The 17,991-nt window shown below is 46.4% G+C and carries 15 protein-coding genes; 13 read left to right on the top strand and 2 right to left on the bottom strand.

Translation table 11 applies throughout. From position 1 onward, the window contains the following. The first annotated feature begins 46 nt into the window (after positions 1–46). From M3221_RS26205 to M3221_RS02365, 4 genes are all read left to right on the top strand, one after another. On the top strand, positions 47–4,357 hold the full coding sequence (locus M3221_RS26205; RefSeq protein WP_285878648.1) for a rhamnogalacturonan lyase family protein: 4,311 nt from the start codon (positions 47–49) through the stop codon (positions 4,355–4,357). A gap of 134 nt (positions 4,358–4,491) precedes the next feature. Then, positions 4,492–5,145: an MtnX-like HAD-IB family phosphatase gene (locus tag M3221_RS02375; RefSeq protein WP_251269946.1), complete on the top strand. Its 654-nt coding sequence runs from the start codon at positions 4,492–4,494 to the stop codon at positions 5,143–5,145. Then, the gene (locus tag M3221_RS02370) at positions 5,142–6,194 is read left to right on the top strand and encodes an iron-containing alcohol dehydrogenase family protein (protein WP_251269945.1); all 1,053 of its coding nucleotides are present in this window, start codon (positions 5,142–5,144) and stop codon (positions 6,192–6,194) included. The genes M3221_RS02375 and M3221_RS02370 overlap by 4 nt, the downstream gene beginning before the upstream one ends. A gap of 80 nt (positions 6,195–6,274) precedes the next feature. Next, positions 6,275–7,474 carry an MFS transporter gene (locus M3221_RS02365; RefSeq protein ID WP_251269944.1) on the top strand — a complete coding sequence of 400 codons (1,200 nt, stop codon included), beginning with the start codon at positions 6,275–6,277 and terminating at the stop codon, positions 7,472–7,474. 276 nt (positions 7,475–7,750) lie between these two features. On the opposite strand, the gene M3221_RS02360 is transcribed toward M3221_RS02365, so the two are convergent. Further along, positions 7,751–7,993 (bottom strand): hypothetical protein, encoded by a 243-nt coding sequence (locus tag M3221_RS02360; RefSeq protein ID WP_251269943.1) that lies wholly within the window; start codon positions 7,991–7,993, stop codon positions 7,751–7,753. 142 nt (positions 7,994–8,135) lie between these two features. Here M3221_RS02360 and M3221_RS02355 point away from each other — a divergent pair, with 142 nt between their 5' ends. The 7 genes from M3221_RS02355 (at position 8,136) to M3221_RS02325 (ending at position 16,154) form a co-directional block, all read left to right on the top strand. Beyond that, entirely contained in the window at positions 8,136–9,794 is a 1,659-nt protein-coding gene (locus M3221_RS02355; RefSeq protein ID WP_251269942.1) for an ATP-binding protein, read from the top strand. A gap of 85 nt (positions 9,795–9,879) precedes the next feature. Further along, positions 9,880–10,554: a response regulator transcription factor gene (locus M3221_RS02350; protein WP_251269941.1), complete on the top strand. Its 675-nt coding sequence runs from the start codon at positions 9,880–9,882 to the stop codon at positions 10,552–10,554. Further along, positions 10,544–11,944, top strand: a complete 1,401-nt coding sequence (locus tag M3221_RS02345; RefSeq protein ID WP_251269940.1) for a sensor histidine kinase — start codon at positions 10,544–10,546, stop codon at positions 11,942–11,944. Before M3221_RS02350 ends, M3221_RS02345 begins: the two co-directional genes overlap by 11 nt. 195 nt (positions 11,945–12,139) lie before the next feature. Beyond that, positions 12,140–13,369 carry a S1C family serine protease gene (locus M3221_RS02340; RefSeq protein ID WP_251269939.1) on the top strand — a complete coding sequence of 410 codons (1,230 nt, stop codon included), beginning with the start codon at positions 12,140–12,142 and terminating at the stop codon, positions 13,367–13,369. Positions 13,370–13,446: 77 nt separating this feature from the next. Next, positions 13,447–14,367, top strand: a complete 921-nt coding sequence (locus tag M3221_RS02335; RefSeq protein WP_251269938.1) for a hypothetical protein — start codon at positions 13,447–13,449, stop codon at positions 14,365–14,367. Between the two features lie 305 nt (positions 14,368–14,672). After that, on the top strand, positions 14,673–14,828 hold the full coding sequence (locus M3221_RS02330; protein WP_251269937.1) for a hypothetical protein: 156 nt from the start codon (positions 14,673–14,675) through the stop codon (positions 14,826–14,828). Positions 14,829–15,008: 180 nt separating this feature from the next. Beyond that, a complete protein-coding gene (locus M3221_RS02325; protein ID WP_251269936.1) occupies positions 15,009–16,154 on the top strand; it encodes a DUF3238 domain-containing protein in 1,146 nt (381 codons plus the stop codon). Positions 16,155–16,174: 20 nt separating this feature from the next. Here the strand turns inward: M3221_RS02325 and M3221_RS02320 are convergent, their stop codons facing one another. Next, complete coding sequence (locus M3221_RS02320; RefSeq protein ID WP_251269935.1) at positions 16,175–16,555, bottom strand: DoxX family protein; 381 nt, start codon at positions 16,553–16,555, stop codon at positions 16,175–16,177. Between the two features lie 178 nt (positions 16,556–16,733). Here M3221_RS02320 and M3221_RS02315 point away from each other — a divergent pair, with 178 nt between their 5' ends. Both M3221_RS02315 and M3221_RS02310 read left to right on the top strand, forming a co-directional pair. Beyond that, positions 16,734–17,147 carry a BlaI/MecI/CopY family transcriptional regulator gene (locus M3221_RS02315; protein ID WP_251269934.1) on the top strand — a complete coding sequence of 138 codons (414 nt, stop codon included), beginning with the start codon at positions 16,734–16,736 and terminating at the stop codon, positions 17,145–17,147. 1 nt (position 17,148) lies between these two features. Then, positions 17,149–17,991 (top strand): M56 family metallopeptidase, encoded by an 843-nt coding sequence (locus tag M3221_RS02310; RefSeq protein WP_251269933.1) that lies wholly within the window; start codon positions 17,149–17,151, stop codon positions 17,989–17,991.

The raw sequence follows: 17,991 nt of genomic DNA, 5'->3' as shown, positions 1-17,991 counted from the left end.
TTACGATGATCATTGTAAGTGCTTACATAGATAAAGGAGGGATAAGATGGCCAAGAAGCACAAGAGAGCAGCAGCGGCTGTTATGGGAACGATGCTTGCTGTTTCCAGTATTCCGCCGCTTGCTGTTATCCAGGCGGAAGAAACAGATACAGTAAAAGAATTTGACTTTGGCACAGCGGACAGTCCAGTGAAAGAAGGAGCCGTGCAGGTCATGGACGGAAGCCTGTATGATGGCAGTACCGGCTTTGGTTTTACAGACGCCGAATCTTTATCTTCTGTAGAACGAACAGGAGAGGATCCGGTTCAATCAGATTTCGTCCGGCCTGGCGCATCCAAATTTCAAGTTGATTTACCCAATGGTGATTACGCTGTAACCGTTACTTCTGGTGATGCATTGGAACAAACAGAAACCGGCGTGATGGCCGAAAGCATTCAAAAAGTACAGAATACGGTTGCGGCAGCCGGTGAGTTTACGGAACGTACCTTTGAAATCGCACTTGTGGACGGCCAGCTGACACTTCAGTGGACGGGAACAGCGCCTGTTATCAATGGACTGTCTATCAAAAAACTTCCGGAACGGACAGCGGGAGAAGAGCCGACGGTTTACATGGCCGGTGATTCCACTGTGCAGACATACGACGAATATTGGCGTCCGGAAGCAGGCTGGGGCCAGATGATTCCACGTTACTTTAACGAAGACATTGCTTTTTCCAACCAGTCAATTGGCGGCCGAAGCTCCAAAACATTTATTACGGAAGGCCGGCTTGATAACATTTTGCGAGCCATCCGTCCAAACGATTACTTCCTCATTCAATTCGGACATAACGATGCGACCATCAGCCGCCCGGAGCGTTACGCATCTGTACCTGACTACAAAAATTACCTCAAGACCTACATCAATGGAGCACGCCAGCGCGGAGCCGAACCGATTTTAGTCACACCGGTCGGACGCCGTGATTTTCAAGAAACAACCGGACAATTTAATATCAGCTTCCCTGAATACGTACAGGGGATGAAAGAAGTCGCAGAAGAAATGAATGTTGAACTCGTTGATTTAAGCGCTCGGAGCGTAGAATATTTCAATGAGATCGGCCCTGAAGGCACGCTTGCTGTTTTCCTGCATACAGATCCCGGTGTATATCCTGCTTTCCCAAATGGCTCACAGGATAATACACACTTCCAGGAATACGGGGCGATTCAAATGGCGCGGCTCGTTGCCGGTGAAGTAGAAAAAAGCAGCAGTAGTTTAAAAGAATTCGTCACATCTGTTGAGCCGCCCGCTGCTGTACCATCCGTGCCGAAAAACGTCAAAGCCGGCAATATCAGCAATGCCGGAGCGCTTTTAACGTGGAATGAAACAGAAAACACCGATATTTATAAAGTGTATCGGAAAGAATCAACGGCGGATTCTTATTCGCTGATCGGGACAAGCACACTGCCGCGCCTGACGATTTCCGGCATGGAAGAAGGGAAATCATACAATCTTTATGTCACGGCGGTCAATGCGAAAGGCGAATCCGAGCCGTCTCAAACGATCACGGTGCAGACAAAGCAGGCTGCTTACAAATATGACTTCGGCCTAGCCGGCACACCGGTAGCAGAAGGATATAACGAGGTAAATCTATCGACCGTGTATTCAAAAGAAAAAGGATTTGGCATTATAAGTCCTGCAGGTATGATTGGACGTGACCGTGGTGCAGCTGGAAACGATATTGTCCGGGACTGGGTTGGTTACTTTAACAACAAGTGGGAATTTGCAGCAGATGTGCCAAACGGATCTTATTCAGCGAAAGTGTATGTCGGTGATTTAAGCGGAACAGCCCGCACAGATGTAGCGGTAGAAGGCGTGAGCTACGGAACCGTTTCCGCGCCGAAAAACAACTATACAACCAAAATCATTCCGGAGATTTCGATCAAAGACGGGCAGATGAACTTTGCGTTCAGCGGCGCCACAGGGATTGTAAACGGTATAGAGCTTACCCCGATTTTAACCGCACCAGCCCAGCCGCAGGCAAGTGACATTTCTCTTGATCCAGCTGCTCCATCCGTCTCACTAAAATGGCTGGAAGCGGGCGGTGCGAAAGAGTATAACGTGTACCGGACAATGGCCGGCACAGATAAAACGGAAAAAGTGGGCACCGTGTCAACGACAGAATTCACAGATAAAACCGCCCATGTTGGATACACGTATACGTATACTGTCACAACAGTAGATGAAAGCGGACAGGAAACCGCTCCATCCGAATCCATGGAAGTATCATTGATTGACCCGAATATACCGGCACCCCAAAAACCAGCCGGTTTGAACGTAACCGATATCGAGAAAAATAAAGTGACATTCACGTGGGATGCTGTAGACGGCGCTTCCTCTTATGCGGTTTACCGTTCAGAGTCAGCAGATGGTAAATTTGAATTTGCTGGTGTTACAACGTCTGCTTCTTTTACAGACAGCAGTGTGCTGACAACCATTCCGTATTATTATAAAGCAGCCGCTGTAAACGCAGGCGGTGCTTCAGCAGAATCCGATGTACTCCAAACCGAAGCTGTAACTGTTTTAAAGCGGCAGGCAGAGTCCTTGAAACGGTCTCCTGTAGCAGTGGAAACAGATGAAGGCGTGTTTGTGAGCTGGCGGATACTGGGCACAGATCTGAAGAAAATTTCATTTCATGTTTTTCGCAATGGAAAAAAAGTAAACAAGCAGCCGATTTCCGGTGCGGCGAACCTGGTGGATCCAGATGGAAAAGCAGGTGACACATACGAAATTCGTCCGATTGTCTCGGGAAAAGAAAAAGGCTATGAAACTGTTACGGCAATAGAGAAAAACTATTTGGATATTCCGCTTGATAAACCAGAGCCGGGTGTGACACCGCTTGGTGATCCGTACCAATACCGGGCGAACGACACAAGCATTGGCGATGTGGACGGAGACGGGGAATATGAATATATTGTCAAATGGGATCCGAGCAATTCAAAGGATAATTCCCAGGCAGGCTACACAGGCAATGTATACATGGATGCGTACAAGCTTGATGGAACTAAATTATGGCGCATTGATCTCGGTAAAAACATCCGCGCCGGCGCCCATTATACACAAATGATTGTGTACGATTTTGATGGCGACGGAAAAGCGGAGGTCGCCATGAAAACAGCAGACGGTACGGTTGATGGGCAGGGAAATGTGATCGGACGCGCCGATGCAGACCACCGCAATTCGAGCGGTTATGTTTTACAGGGTGATGAATTTTTAACCGTTTTTGAAGGCGCAACAGGTAAAGCTTTAACGACCATTCCATACACACCGGCTCGGGGCGATGTGGCCTCATGGGGCGATGCATATGGCAACAGGGTAGACCGTTTTCTTGCTGGAGTGGCCTACCTGGACGGGGAAACCCCGAGCTTAATTATGGCGCGCGGATATTATACACGCACCGTTGTATCCGCCTACCAGTTTAAAAACGGTACATTAACGAAGCAATGGACATTTGATACAAACGAAGGCAAGCAGGATTATGCAGGACAAGGCTACCATGCGCTTAGTGTCGCAGATATCGATGGCGATGCCAAAGACGAAATTGTATACGGACAGATGGTTATTGATGACAACGGCAAAGGGCTTTATACGACAGGCCTTGGCCATGGCGACGCGCTTCATGTAAGTGATCTTGTACCGTCAAATCCAGGTATGGAAGTATTTGCGACCCAGGAAATTAAAACAGGCCCGTACGGCTACGATATGCGTGACGCGAAAACGGGACGTATTTTATGGGGCGTGAAAACCGGACAGGACACAGGCCGGGGGGTTGCAGCAGATATTGACCCGCGCCACGCCGGAGCTGAAGCATGGGCCGTTTCAGGCGCCTGGAACAGTCGTGCAGGCGGGCTTCATACGTCAACGGGAGAAAAGATTTCTGATTCGATTCCATCCGCAAACTTTGCGATCTGGTGGGATGGTGATCTGCTGCGGGAACTTGCAGATCATACGTATAACGACTCAGTCGCAGCCGGCGTCGGTACGATCGACAAATGGGATTACGAGCAAAATAAACTTGTGAATCTACTAACGGCAGAAGGAACATTCTCAAACAATACGACAAAAGGCAATCCGGCCATTCAAGCAGACTTGTTTGGCGACTGGCGTGAAGAAATTGCCTGGCGGACAGAAGACAGCTCTGCTCTTCGTATTTACACGACAACGGATTTAACGGAGCACAAGCTGTACACATTAATGCATGACCTGCAGTATCGTCAAGCGGTTGCCTGGCAGAATGTCGGCTACAATCAGCCGCCTCACCCATCTTTCTTCTTAGGAGAGGGAATGGATGGCCAGCCAGAAGCCCGTATTGAACCAACAAAGTAAGGAAGGAGAGCGGCTCAGTGCCGCTTCTTCTTTAGAAATTATTTGTGAATATTTTCACAAATTGTGACATCGCTCGTTTTTGGACAATGACTTTTATATAATGACGTTATAACAGACCATCAGGAGGGAAAAGAATGACAAAGTGGGCATTTGTTTCTGATTTTGACGGCACGATTTCGAAACGTGATTTTTACTGGCTTGTAATTGATGCGTATTTTCCGGAAGGACGCGATCTATACCCGAAATGGAAAAGCGGCGAGTGGAAAGATATCGATTTTTTGGCAAAAGTGTTTGGGTCCATTCATCAAAGCGAGGAACAGATTGCAAAAGACATTTTGTCCATTCCTATTGATGAAGATGTACCGGAGTTTGTCCGGTCTGTACAGGCGGCTGGCGGCGATTTTTTCATTTTAAGCGCCGGCACCGATTACTATATTAAACCAATTGTAGAAAGCCGCGGGCTTGAAAACGTAGCTGTGCTTTCCAATAAAGGCGTGTACCGCGAGCAAAATATTCACCTTGATATTGATCCGGAGCACTGGAGTTATTCAGAACGGTATGGGATTGATAAAGCGATTGTGATTCAGCGATTGAAGGAAGAATATGATGTCGTTTATTTTGCTGGAGACAGTGAGCCGGATTCTCATCCAGCTGTTATTGCGGACCGGACGTATGCGAAAGAAGCACTTCCGGCTATATTAGACGAAAAAGGGGTCCCTTATGTCCAGTTTGAACGCTTTAATGATATTAAAGCAGATTTAATTAAAGAAGGAAGGCTGCCCGAATGAATCGTGCAGTGACGAACATTTCGATCCCAGCGATGATGGAAATTGGCGTGCAGGTGCTGGATTCTGTAGGCGAGCGGTTACGCCAGTATGGATTTCAGCGTGTGACCGTTATGTGGGATGGCTTTGTAGAAGCCTCATATGGACCCCGTCTTCTTTCCGCTTTACATGGCTGTTCAGTTGGGACGGTTCTTTCGGACGGAACGAGTGACATTCATGATATTACGGAGAGGGCTTTTCAATTAACGGCAAGCGATGTCATCATTGGCATGGGCGGCGGTGCGGTGATGGACGTGGCAAAGTACACCGCCTTCTTGCGGAAGCTGCCCGTTATCAGCATTCCTACATCCGCTTCAAACGACGGATTCGCAAGCAGCGGCTGTTCTTTAATAGTTAATGGAAAAAAAACGAGCGTACCAGCCAAAATTCCATTTGGCATTGTAGCAGAACTGACTATTTTGGAGCAGGCACCGGCTCCGTTTATTCTGGCGGGAATTGGCGATCTGCTGTCGAATATTACAGCTTTATACGACTGGCGGTTTGAAGCAGAACAAGGGGCAGCAGAAGTAAATGCTTTTGCGGAAATGCCCAGTAAAAAAGCGGTTAACAGCTTTGTCCGCACGCCTATGGCAGACATTCATGCCCCTATTTTACTGAAAGAGCTGATCAGCTCGATGACGATGAGCGGGATTGCCACTGAAATCAGCGGCTCAAGCGCTCCCATCAGCGGTTCGGAGCACTTGATTTCACACGCGCTTGATCAATGGGCGGAAAAGCCGCAAATGCACGGCATTCAAGTCGGTGTCGCTGCTTACATTATGTCGCTTGTGCAGGAGCATCGGTACGAGAGAATGCACAAGGTATTTTCGCGTACAGGCTTTTTTGATTATGTAAAAACCATTGGAATGAAGCGGTCTGAATTTCTGATGGCTATTGACCGGGCACCCGGAATAAAGCCGAGCCGCCGCACGTACTTGCATGAAGAAGTATACAGAGAAAAAGCGAAGCAAATAGTTCAGCAAAATTCGACATTGAAAGAGATTTTGGATTAAGGGAAAAACGGTTGTTTTTTCGACAAAGATTCTCTATAGTGATGAAGTAATAACATCTGTAAAGACAGGAGAAGGGATCAATGGCAGAAAAAACAATTTCTCAGAAAAAACTGCTTGGCGTGGCCGGACTCGGCTGGATGTTTGATGCGATGGACGTCGGCATGCTGTCGTTTATTATAGCGGCGCTGAAAGTAGAATGGGATTTAACGCCGGAACAAATGGGCTGGATCGGCAGCGTAAACTCTATTGGTATGGCAGTGGGTGCGCTCGTATTTGGCATTTATGCCGACCGGATCGGCCGAAAAAATATTTTCATTATTACATTGTTGATGTTTTCACTGGCAAGCGGCTTATCCGCCCTGACAACGACGCTTACTGTTTTCTTATTGTTACGCTTTTTCGTTGGAATGGGCTTGGGCGGCGAGCTGCCGGTCGCTTCTACACTTGTATCAGAAAGCGTTCCGGCGAAGGATCGCGGCCGTGTGGTTGTGCTGCTTGAAAGCTTTTGGGCATTGGGCTGGCTGCTGGCTGCTGTCATCTCGTACTTTGTTATTCCATCCTATGGATGGCAGACGGCTCTCGTTATTGGGGCACTGCCGGCGCTTTACGCGCTGTACTTAAGGTTAAAGCTGCCGGATTCGCCGGCGTTTTCCCCGTCTAAAGCTGAAAAACGGACGATTGGGCAAAATATTCGCGATGTATGGTCGAAAAAGTATGCACGGTCTACACTCGTACTATGGGTCGTATGGTTTACGGTTGTGTTTTCTTATTACGGCATGTTTTTATGGCTGCCGAGTGTAATGGTGATAAAAGGTTTTGATTTAATTCAAAGCTTCGGATATGTCCTCGTTATGACTCTGGCACAGCTGCCTGGCTACTTTACCGCTGCCTGGCTGATTGAACGGGCGGGCCGGAAGTTTGTTTTAGTTGTTTATCTGCTTGGCACAGCTGCTTCTGCTCTTGTATTTGGAAATGCTGAATCAACTGCAGTATTGATTGCCTCAGGGATGCTTCTCTCATTCTTCAACCTGGGGGCGTGGGGAGCACTATACGCGTACACGCCAGAACAGTACCCAGCTGTTATCCGTGGTACCGGATCCGGCATGGCGGCTTCTGTTGGGCGAATTGGCGGTATTTTAGGTCCGCTTTTAGTTGGCTCGCTTGTTGCGTCCGGCCAGACGATTGGCTTTGTGTTTGGCTTGTTTTGCGTAAGTATTGTTATCGGCGTACTTGTGCTGGCTCTGCTTGGGCGTGAAACAAAACAAACGGAACTCGAATGAATGTCTTTTATGTTTCACTCGTTCATCAAACCGTAATGTAACTTAACTCCATTGTCACACGTGTGTAACTGTCCAGCGCTATACTAACCTCATGAGATTACGTGAGAGGGGCGTATAGCAGAAATGAGCTTTTTTCTTATCATGTTTGTAACATTTATTGTTGCGATTGCAATCGCCAGCGGCGGGCTTCATTTGCTGTTTAAACAGCTAAATCAATATTTAGATCAAAACAAACGTTAATATAAAAAAACCGCCCCATAACGGCGGTTTTTTTCTTTATGCCAGAAAAATAAAAAAGAAGGTAACGAAAAAAACAAGGGCAAACAATACAACGAAAATAGTCCGCTGTTTTTTCTCTGCTTCTTTCATAAAAAGATCTTCAATCGTCATAAAAATAGCGATAACCGCTACAAGCAGTGCGAATCGGCTCCAGCCGCCCGGATAAGCGGAAATTCCGTAAAAAAGCGCAAAAATAATTAATACGATGCGATATATGAGCCGGAATGACCATGTTTTCAATCCATCACTTCCTTTTAGTTACTATTTTACGAAAAGATCTTACATAAGTACAGTTAAGTGGGTAAAATGTCACATATATACGGAAGAAAATGTCCATGTTACAATAGATTGAAAAAACATGTCAAAATGAGGGATCACGCTTATGAACTTGCCAAATGACCTTGTACACCCAAAAGTGGCGTTAACAAAAAATATGGAATTAATAAGTGGAGCCCACATTTTATATTTGTATGCAGAACGCGAAAAGTATTGGGAGAATCTACTTTCTTTTGCCGCTACCGGTTTAAAGCTCCAACATCAGGTGGTTCTGCTCGAATCGGCCGAGCGGATTGAGAAAATCAAACAGCAGCTTGCTCAAAAAGGGTTCTCGGATGAACAAATCGCCTCCGTTGGCTTTATAGACCACTACCAATTTTACAATGCCTATCAGTCATTTGAAACTGAAACGGTGCTGCAGGGGCTTGATGACGCTGTTCATCATTATGTAGCCAAGGGGGCGCCTATCCGTATATGGAGCCGTGTCATATGGCAAGAAGATACATACTGTAATAAAGAAGTTCCACTTTATGAACAAGAAGCAGATGCCGTCTTAAAGCCGTTTCACGTTTTTACTGTCTGCGCCTACGACGGTAACGATGTTTCGGCAAATTTCTCCTTGAAGTTAATGAAGGGGCACTCGCATGTTATGACGGATAACGAGATTAAGAGTTCACCGTACTATGAAGACAAACAGAAAACACCTTCACTGTTTATGGAAGACTTTTTACAGGAAAAAGTCCAGCATTACAAGCATGTTATTAATGAAATGCCGGATGCTGTTTTTATTTTTTCAGGTGAGAAAGTTATTTACGGAAATTATACAGCTTTAAATATACTGAAGTGTAATGAAAGTGATTTACAGCATGCTACCGTTTGGGAGATCTTCGCAGAAGAATGCCACCCTCTTATTCATAAAAATAAAGAAAAGCTTTTGCAAAATAGTAGAGTACCGCTTGAGGAAATGCAAATAAAAACATACGATGGCCAAATTTTAGATGTTGAAGTGGCAACTTTTCCGTTTTCATTTGATATTCAAAATGATTTCACGGTTATCCTTATTATCCGCAGCATTCAGGATCGCAAAGCTCATCAGCAGCTGACTATTAAAACAGAAAAGCTCAGCCTTGCCGGGCAGCTTGCTGCGTCGATTGCCCATGAAGTGCGCAATCCGCTGACTTCGATTAAGGGGTTTATTAAGCTGGCCCGTGAAGACACCATGCATGATGAATATTACACGATTATCGAAGAAGAGATTGACCGGATTGAAACGATTGCGAGTGAGCTGCTTGTGCTCGGCAAGCCGATGTCGGTTGAAATTGAAACGTGCGATGCCGGTAAAATGCTGAAAGACGTATCAATGTTGCTTCAATCACAGGCAGTAATGCGGAAAATTGACATTCAGTACAGTGACATAGAACCGGATTGCTTTGTTCGGTGTAATGCCGGGCAGATGAAGCAGGTGTTTATTAATATTATAAAAAATGCAATTGAAGCGATGGAAAACGGCGGAGTAGTACGCACTTCGGCACGTTTAAACGGTGAAAAAGTGGAAATTGTGATTACTGATGAGGGAAAAGGGATGCCGGAAAGCGTATTAAAAAAGCTGGGTGAACCTTTTTATTCGACAAAGGAAGATGGGACAGGCCTCGGATTAATGGTTTGTTTTAATATTGTCGAGCAATATGAAGGAATTATCCGCGTTGAATCTACGGTGGACAAAGGGACAGCTTTTACAATCGAGCTGCCGCTTGTTTCGGTTTAAAGTCGTCTATTGAGGGCGTCTTTTTTTTTCACTCTTTTTTCATTAAAACATGGTATAACAAAAGAAGCGAAAGGAAGTGGGCCGGATGAATATATTGCTGGCAGAAGATGATTTGCAGCTTGGAGAATTAGTCAGCTTTATGCTGAAGAAAAAAGGCGGTTATGGGGTAGAATGGGTAAAAACAGGAGAAGATGCTTATGATTATGCATCCTCTGTTCATTATGACGTTCTTATTTTAGACTGGATGATGCCGAATGGCACTGGAGTGGAGGTATGCCGAGACCTGCGCAAAGAAGGATACGGCGGAGCCATTTTAATGCTGACGGCAAAGGATGCAGTAGAAGACCGGGTGATGGGGCTTGATGCAGGAGCGGATGATTACCTGGTAAAGCCGTTTGAAATTGATGAGCTGCTGGCACGGCTTCGGGCGCTTACCCGCCGCAACTACGCCCCTATTGTGGAAGAAACGGTATCTATTCAAGGAGTAGAGCTGAACCGAAATAGCCAAACGATTCAAAAGAACGGCCAATCTATTCAGTTAAGCCCCCGTGAGTTCCAGCTTTTAGACCTGCTTGTGCAAAACAAAGGACAAGTATTAACCCGGGATGTGATGCTTGACCGCATTTGGGGATACGAGACGGACGTAACGACCAAAACGATCGATGCAACGGTAAAGCTGCTGCGTAAAAAGCTCGATCTCGTTGACCGGCCGGATATTGTGCAAAGTGTACGGGGAGTCGGATATAAAGTTGAAGAATAAATGGTTAAAGATAAACTGGTTTAAAAGCAGCAGCGACTTGTTTCAACAAACACAGCGGAAACTCACCATGCAGTACAGCAGCTTAATTATGCTGTTTCTCGTTCTTTTTATCGTGGTTGTATACACGCTGCTATATATCGTCATTCTGCGTGACCAGCATCGGGAGCTTGAACAGCTGACCCGGCAGGAAACGCGGGTGATCAGTGATTATTTAGCAGAGAGCGCCCGAAATGAATTGCAGGGAATCGGCAGCCAGGAGCTGGTGCTTGCCGGGGTTGACCAGTTTTTTTACTATGTGACAGATGCAGATGGAAATTTTGTAATGGGAAATGAAATGGTTCCAAATATACGGAAGGATTTGTTTTCGCTTGTGTCGGGCTGGGTGCCTGACCGCAATCAAATTCGTGAAGAAACTATACAGGTGAAATTTGATGAACGGCGTATTGGCGGAAAAGAAATTAAAGAGCAGCCGAAATCCGATACAGTCCGGCTGATGATCGACGGCAGCCCGATTTTTTATAACGGACAGTTTGTCGGCATGATTTACATTGGCAAGGACATTTCTTTTGCGTATCAATTGTTTCAATGGCTGCTTGTTGTGCTGGTCAGCTTAACGGTACTGTTTGCTGGCGTAGCGATTTTTATCAGCTCTGTCATGTCGAAAAAAGCGATGGGACCCATTTCAAATGCTTTTAACCGGCAGAAAGAGTTTGTCGGTGATGCTTCACATGAACTGCGGACGCCGCTCAGTGTTATGCTTTCATCCATTGATGCGATTCACATGACAGACGGTGTTGAAGCAGATCCTTTTGCACAGAAACTACTGCGAAATATGAAGTCGGAAGTGAAAAGAATGACAGGGCTTGTCAGCGATTTGCTTGTGCTGGCCCGTGCTGATTCGGGCGGGGCAGAACGTACAGTGGCCAGCTTTGATGTGAGGGAAGAAGCTGACCGTGTGATCGAATCGCTGACACCGCATGCCGAAGCAAACGGTGTTTCGCTTGAGATAGAAGCACCGGAAAGCCTGCCGGTCATGGGGGATCGGGAGCGATTAAAACAGCTTATGTACATTTTGCTGGATAATGCAGTCAAGTATTCACCGGACGGAGGCAGGGTCAGTCTGCAATTATCAGAGACCGCTCGTCACTGGACGATGAAAGTAACAGATGAAGGCATCGGTATTCATCCTGATGACCAGCCTCGTATTTTTGACCGCTTTTACCGCTCTGATAAATCGCGCACCCGCACTGTCGGCGGGCATGGACTGGGCTTATCGATCGCCAAGTGGATTGTTGATATTCATCACGGCACCATTTCTGTAGAGAGCGAGCCGGAAAAGGGCAGTACATTTATTGTTACGATACCAAAAGAAAAAGCTGTTTCCGCATAATAGGGAAACAGCTTTTTTATTGTTCACCGCTGTCTGTGTAAGAACAGCCAAGCCGGTTTTGGGTGAACAGTGGGAAAGACCATCAACCAAAATAAAATAAAAAATACTTTTTCTGCATTTTCACCGTCTTTTCACTTTTCTTTTCTACAATGAGGTCAATTCAGTAAATCAATTACGCAAAAGGAGCAGATAAACATGGAGACAGAAGAACGCTATACACCACAGCCAGAGAAAAAAGGAAAGGGCGGTTTCGTGAAAATGGCGGCCGCTTCATTTACGGGTGTTTTGGCCGGCGGCACAATGATGTTTTATATGGCACCAGCTCTGCTTGATACCAATACAACAGCGACTGAAACAAAGTCGTCAAATACAGCAAATGAAATCACTGTACAGCCGGCATCAACGGCTTCCTCTTCGGAAAATAACTTAATGTCCGCCATTGATTCAATGAATGAAGCGGTTGTCGGTGTCGTGAATTTGCAGCAGCAGGAGCAATTTAATCCTTTTGGCAGTCAGTCCATGGCTGCTACAGGTGAAGATACTGAGGAAACAGAAGCTGGAACAGGCTCGGGAGTTATTTTCAAAAAAGGGGAAGATGTCAGCTACGTTGTGACGAATAACCATGTCGTGGAGGGAGCCGACACGGTAGAAGTGGCGCTGGCAGGAGGAGAGCGGATTGATGCAGAGGTAGTTGGAACGGATGCACTGACGGATCTTGCTGTCTTGAAAATTTCCAGTGACCATGTTACAGAAGTCGCTGACTTTGGTGATTCAAGTGCCCTTAAATTAGGTCAGCAGGTAGCAGCCATCGGCAACCCGCTCGGACTGGATTTATCAAGTTCAGTTACGGAAGGGATTGTCAGCGGAATCAACCGGACTGTGCCGGTTTCAACCTCAGCGGGTGAATGGGAAGCCAATGTCATTCAAACCGATGCGGCGATCAACCCGGGCAACAGCGGCGGCGCACTTATTAATAGTGCCGGCCAGGTGATCGGCATTAACAGCATGAAAATTGCGGAAGAAGGTGTAGAAGGGCTTGGTTTTGCCATCCCATCTGAGGATGCCATCCCGGTTATTCAAGAATTGATGGAAGAGGGAAAAGTAGACCGTCCGTACCTGGGAGTAGGCTTGGAAGATGTGAGTGCGTTATCACGTGAAGTTACAGAAAACCAGCTGAATTTGCCGACAAGCGTTACGGAAGGCACTGTAATTTCTCAAGTGGAAATGGGGTCATCAGCAGCAAAAGCCGGCTTTGAGGTCGGAGATGTGATTGTAAAGATTAATGATACAAAAGTGGCAAGCACATCAGAATTCCGAAAGTACTTGTACAATAAAGCGAACATTGGAGACAAAGTTAACCTCACCATTTATCGCGATGGCAAGGAGCAAACTATTTCCATGACGTTATCCGCGCAAAGTGAATAACTTTCACCGATTTTTCACCAAGGCTGGTTACAGTATGAGCAGGGCTGGAAAAGCCCAAATCTAAAGGAGGAAAGTGAATGAAAAAAAGCGTTTTTAATGTAGTGATGACCGGAGCCCTATCACTAGGTGTCCTCGGTGCAGCAAGCCTGCCGGTGTTTGCAGCGAGCAATTCTGCACTCGACAGCAGCACGCAGGCAAAAGTAGACACCATTATGAGTAATTTACGGACAAAGCTTGAAGCCATCGGTGTGGACCTTCCGGAAAGAGGCGATATGTTCGCGAACTTGGATGAGGAAACAAAAGCGAAAGCAGAAGCCATTGTGGATAAAAAGAAAGCCGGTGTGATCACGGAAGAAGAAGCAAAAACACAGCTTGAAGCACTGGGAGTTCAAATGCCAGAGCGTGGCGAGGGCAAAGGCATCGGTCATCTGGCACAAGATGTAGAAGATGCGGATTTGAATGAATCCACACAGAAGAAAGCCGATAATATTCTCGCGCAGGAAGAAAATGGAACTATTACACATGATGAAGCGGAGGAGCAGCTGGCGGCGCTCGGTATTGAAATCAATGAACGTGGCGGCAAGGGCGGCTTTCTCTCAAGCTTAGATGAAGAAACGAAAGCAAAAGCAGAAGCGATTTTAGAAAAGAAAAAGAATGGCACTTTAACGGAGGCAGAAGCAAAGAAACAGCTTCAAGCACTCGGTATCACTCTTCCTGAGCGTCCGGATCTATTTGCGGACTTGGATGATGAAACAAAAGCAAAAGCGGAAGCGATTATGGAAAAACTGAAAAGTGGAGATTTAACACGTGAGCAAGCGGACGAGCAGCTTGAAGCGCTTGGTGCAGATCTGCCTAAACATGGCAGACATGGAGGCAAAGGACGCGGTGATATGCTGCAAGGGCTGGATGATGAAACAAAAGCAAAAGCAGAAAGCTTGATTGAAGACGCAGAAACACAGCTTGAAGACCTTGGTGTTGACAAAATGCCATTGCATTAAAGAAAAGCGCAAGGCGGCCGTTCAGGCCTGAAGGCATAAGACAGACCAGCAGAGCGGCGCTTTTTGCCGCACAGCTGTGACAGCTTATGACCGAGGGGCTGGCTGCCTGAAGCTGGACAGTGAGAAAAGCACAAAGCTTACCTGGATCAAGAGCTGACAGCCAGCGGCCGGCCGTCAGCCCTTGTAACCCAGCGGCGGATTGAATATCCGGAGCTGGACAGCGTAACAAAAAAGCCCCGGGGAGCCAGGGCTTTTTTGTTTTGGAAAAAACTTATATACTAAAAAGAAAGATCGAAGGCTGCCATATGAGTAACATAAATATCGCCGACGTTTTATTTCAAATGGTTATGCTGCTGACGCTCTTTGTGCCAGCCGGTTTGATTTTTCTCGGTATACGCTCCTGGCGCAGACGATCAAAGCAGCTGGACCGAATAGAAAAAAAGCTGGAGGAGCGCCAATGATTGTCGAAAGCTTTTACACCGTGGGCCTCGGGCTTTTGCTCGGAGTACCGGTGCTCATTTTATTAGCCGCACTGATTAAAATCGGTAAAAAAAGAAGCTGAATAAAGTCAGCTTCTTTTTTGCAAAGTTTTTGAACAGCAAAAAGGCGGGTAAAGAAGGAGAAAGAAAGGTGGCGTCATCATGAATCTTACACGAGTCAGCCAGACACCGGACCGCATTTCTCTGGATTGGGAGGGAGCAGGACCGGTGCGCATTTTAAAAGACGGCAAAGAGGTCTACAGCGGCCAGGATATGACGTTTACAGATACAGGCCTGAAACCGGGAACCGCATATTCCTATTTATTTAAAGGAGACAGCACGCTGAAGATTCAAACAGCAACAGCGGTAGAGCGTGAGGACAAAAATGCGGACATTCCGCTGCAGGAACTGATTGTTACAACGGTTATAGAAGAAGGGAAAATCGCGATGGCCTGGGAGCCGATTCGCGGTGTAGAGGAGTATGCGATTTACCGTAACGATGAATATGCCGGAACCGTAACAGAGCCGGGTTTTCATGATACCCGTATAACGATGGATGAATCATATGTATACGAAATTAAAGGTATCCGGCCGCTTGAGCCGGGAGATGAAGAAGCAGCGGAAAAGTCATCTCCGATTGCCAAAGTGATCGATTTGTTAAAAGTTCAAAAGAATGAAAATGATATGCTTGTTGAAACGTTTTTACTTTTTAAAGATATTGGCCGGCCGGCCGATGCGTTAAAAGAACAGCAGGCCTCTGTAGATCGTGACCATGTTCTTCGTTATACAACCTTTTTAGAAGATGAGTGGGTAGAAAACCCGAATGTTTTATCGAAAATGTGCTTTTTTACGGGAGACGGACGGACATTTGATCCGGAAGCAGACCGGTACCGGACAAGAGCTGAAGTGAAAATTAATGGCAAAAATGTTACACTTTCACGAAGTGTCGGCGCATCTGAAGGCTATACTGTAGAAAAAAAGCTGGTTGAACGGGACCGGGCTTCAGATGAAGGGATTGTCATAAAGAGTGTACAGACCGACGAGGAAAAGGTATCTTTTCTGCTTGATCATTCCGTAGGCAACCCGTTAATGCCATCACCAGACATTGTGTATAAGGTCCATGCCGCTTTTTATACAAATGGATTGATGGAGATAAGCGGTGAACATGATGAAGCACCGCATCACGAAGTTTATTTAAAAAGCGGAGCCGGCGAATGGAAGCCGCTGCACCGTTCTAAGAGCCGCGGGCTTGAGCGCCTGGCTCCGCCGACAGCTAACCGGTTCTGGCGGTACTCAAATATGATATAAGAAAAAAGAAGCAGCACTCCTTAGGAGGCTGCTTTTACTTTTACGCGAGAATCAAGAGCATATTTAGACGAGCCGGCAAGAGCCAGGTGAACAGACATCGCCAGCAATACAATATCCAATTCCAGTCCGCCTAAAAAACCAGCAGACAGCTTAACTGTAAAAATGGCCCCTATTAAAATAACGGCAAACAAAATGGACAGGATGCGCACACCCAATCCGAGCATTAAAAGGATACCTCCAACAAGTTCAATGCCTGCAACCACATACGCCATAAAGCCCGGAATTCCTACACTTTCAAAAAAACCGGCTGTGCCGTCAATGCCGCCTCTCCACTTGTCTAATCCGTGCATAAAAAACGTAAATCCAAGCACAAGCCTTAAAATAAGATTTCCTTTTTCCATTGTAAATCCTCCTTCTTCTTATTCACTACATTCGGTAGTGTTATAACACTATGCTTTGTAGTTTACTATGAAATGAGCGAAATAATTGTTAAGATTTTGTTTCAAAAATGTTACACAACGGATTCTTGACGAAGTCTTTGTCTGCACACTACAATGAGTAATGTGAGGGGGGCAGGAAGTGAAAATTCAATCCTTTAAATTTAATGAGCGCGGCTTGAACCGTTTTTTTGGACCGCTTGAAGCTAAAATTATGGATGTGCTTTGGTGTGGCGGCGAAAAGTCGATCAAGGACGTTCAGCATGAACTAGAAAAGGAAAAAGCGACTAATTTCAATACTGTCATGACGGTCATGAACCGTCTGGTGGAAAAAGGCATCCTGACAAAACGATTAGAAGGACGGACTTCTATGTACCAGCCGGTTCTTACGCGGGAAGAGTTTGTAAACACCCAGTCAAAAGAAATGACACAGGAGCTGGTAGACGAATTCGGGAGCGTGGTTGTCAGCCATATGATTGATGCGCTTGATAAAGCAGATGATGACTTGGTTGCACAGCTGGAGCAGAAAATAAAAGAATGGAAAAAGGACCGGTAATATGAGGACTACACACCCATCAAAAAGTCTGTTTCTCGTCAGCCTGCTTGCCTCGGGTACGATTTTATCCCAGATGGGGCTTTATGCTGTTTCGCTGTTAGCCGGCTGGGATGTGCGCCTGAATTTCGTCGCTGTGTGCCATAGCGCGTTAAAATGGATCGGCTTTACGTTTTTGGAATACGCCGTTGATGCGCTTGTGTTCAGCACGCTTATACTATTCGTTTGGAAGCTTAGCAGGCAATGGCTTCTGGCCTCTCGTCTGAGACGGTGGTTTGGCGCATATGAAATCGGTCCACTGACAAACGAATGGTCCAAGCGGTACAGTGCGGATATCCGCTTGATTTCATACCCTGCCCCTGTGGCAGTGACAATGGGATTTTTTCGCCCGGTTGTCGTTCTGTCAACCGGATTAAAGGACATGCTGACGGACTCGGAATTTGAAGCAGTCGTGTATCATGAACTTTACCATCATCGAAGCCGAGATCCGCTGAAGGTTTTTTTGCTGGCGGTGTCGGCCTCTGTTTTATGGTACATGCCTATTTTAGGATGGGTACGGGAGCAGTACCGGCGTGATAAAGAACTGCTGGCTGATGCGTATGCGATTGAGCGGACAGGCTCTGCAGCCGAGCTTGGCAGTGCGCTTGTTAAAATGATCAAAGCAGGCAGACAAATTCATATGCCGCTGTCCTGTGTATCTTTTGCCGATACATCTGTAAACGAGCGGATTCACCGCCTGCTGAACCCGGCTGCAGACCGGCCGCTGCATATACCGGTTCAGTCAGCTTTTTGGTCGCTGTCTGTTTTTGCCGGCATTTGCTTGTTATTTATTGATGTGCTGCTGTAA

This window comes from Domibacillus indicus, from assembly GCF_023715895.1.
GTDB classification, from domain to species: Bacteria; Bacillota; Bacilli; order Bacillales; family Domibacillaceae; genus Domibacillus; species Domibacillus indicus_A.
Note: the sequence above shows the minus strand (reverse complement) of the source record. Positions and strands in the feature narration are given on the sequence as shown.

Excerpts from the sequence above, each read along its gene's own strand:
- M3221_RS26205 (WP_285878648.1), top strand. The coding sequence starts at position 47 with ATGGCCAAGAAGCACAAGAGAGCAGCAGCGGCTGTTATGGGAACGATG.
- M3221_RS02325 (WP_251269936.1), top strand. The coding sequence starts at position 15,009 with ATGAATCTTACACGAGTCAGCCAGACACCGGACCGCATTTCTCTGGAT.
- M3221_RS02350 (WP_251269941.1), top strand. The coding sequence starts at position 9,880 with ATGAATATATTGCTGGCAGAAGATGATTTGCAGCTTGGAGAATTAGTC.
- M3221_RS02330 (WP_251269937.1), top strand. The coding sequence starts at position 14,673 with ATGAGTAACATAAATATCGCCGACGTTTTATTTCAAATGGTTATGCTG.
- M3221_RS02310 (WP_251269933.1), top strand. The coding sequence starts at position 17,149 with ATGAGGACTACACACCCATCAAAAAGTCTGTTTCTCGTCAGCCTGCTT.
- M3221_RS02335 (WP_251269938.1), top strand. The coding sequence starts at position 13,447 with ATGAAAAAAAGCGTTTTTAATGTAGTGATGACCGGAGCCCTATCACTA.
- M3221_RS02375 (WP_251269946.1), top strand. The coding sequence starts at position 4,492 with ATGACAAAGTGGGCATTTGTTTCTGATTTTGACGGCACGATTTCGAAA.
- M3221_RS02365 (WP_251269944.1), top strand. The coding sequence starts at position 6,275 with ATGGCAGAAAAAACAATTTCTCAGAAAAAACTGCTTGGCGTGGCCGGA.
- M3221_RS02340 (WP_251269939.1), top strand. The coding sequence starts at position 12,140 with ATGGAGACAGAAGAACGCTATACACCACAGCCAGAGAAAAAAGGAAAG.
- M3221_RS02370 (WP_251269945.1), top strand. The coding sequence starts at position 5,142 with ATGAATCGTGCAGTGACGAACATTTCGATCCCAGCGATGATGGAAATT.
- M3221_RS02355 (WP_251269942.1), top strand. The coding sequence starts at position 8,136 with ATGAACTTGCCAAATGACCTTGTACACCCAAAAGTGGCGTTAACAAAA.
- M3221_RS02320 (WP_251269935.1), bottom strand. The coding sequence starts at position 16,555 with ATGGAAAAAGGAAATCTTATTTTAAGGCTTGTGCTTGGATTTACGTTT.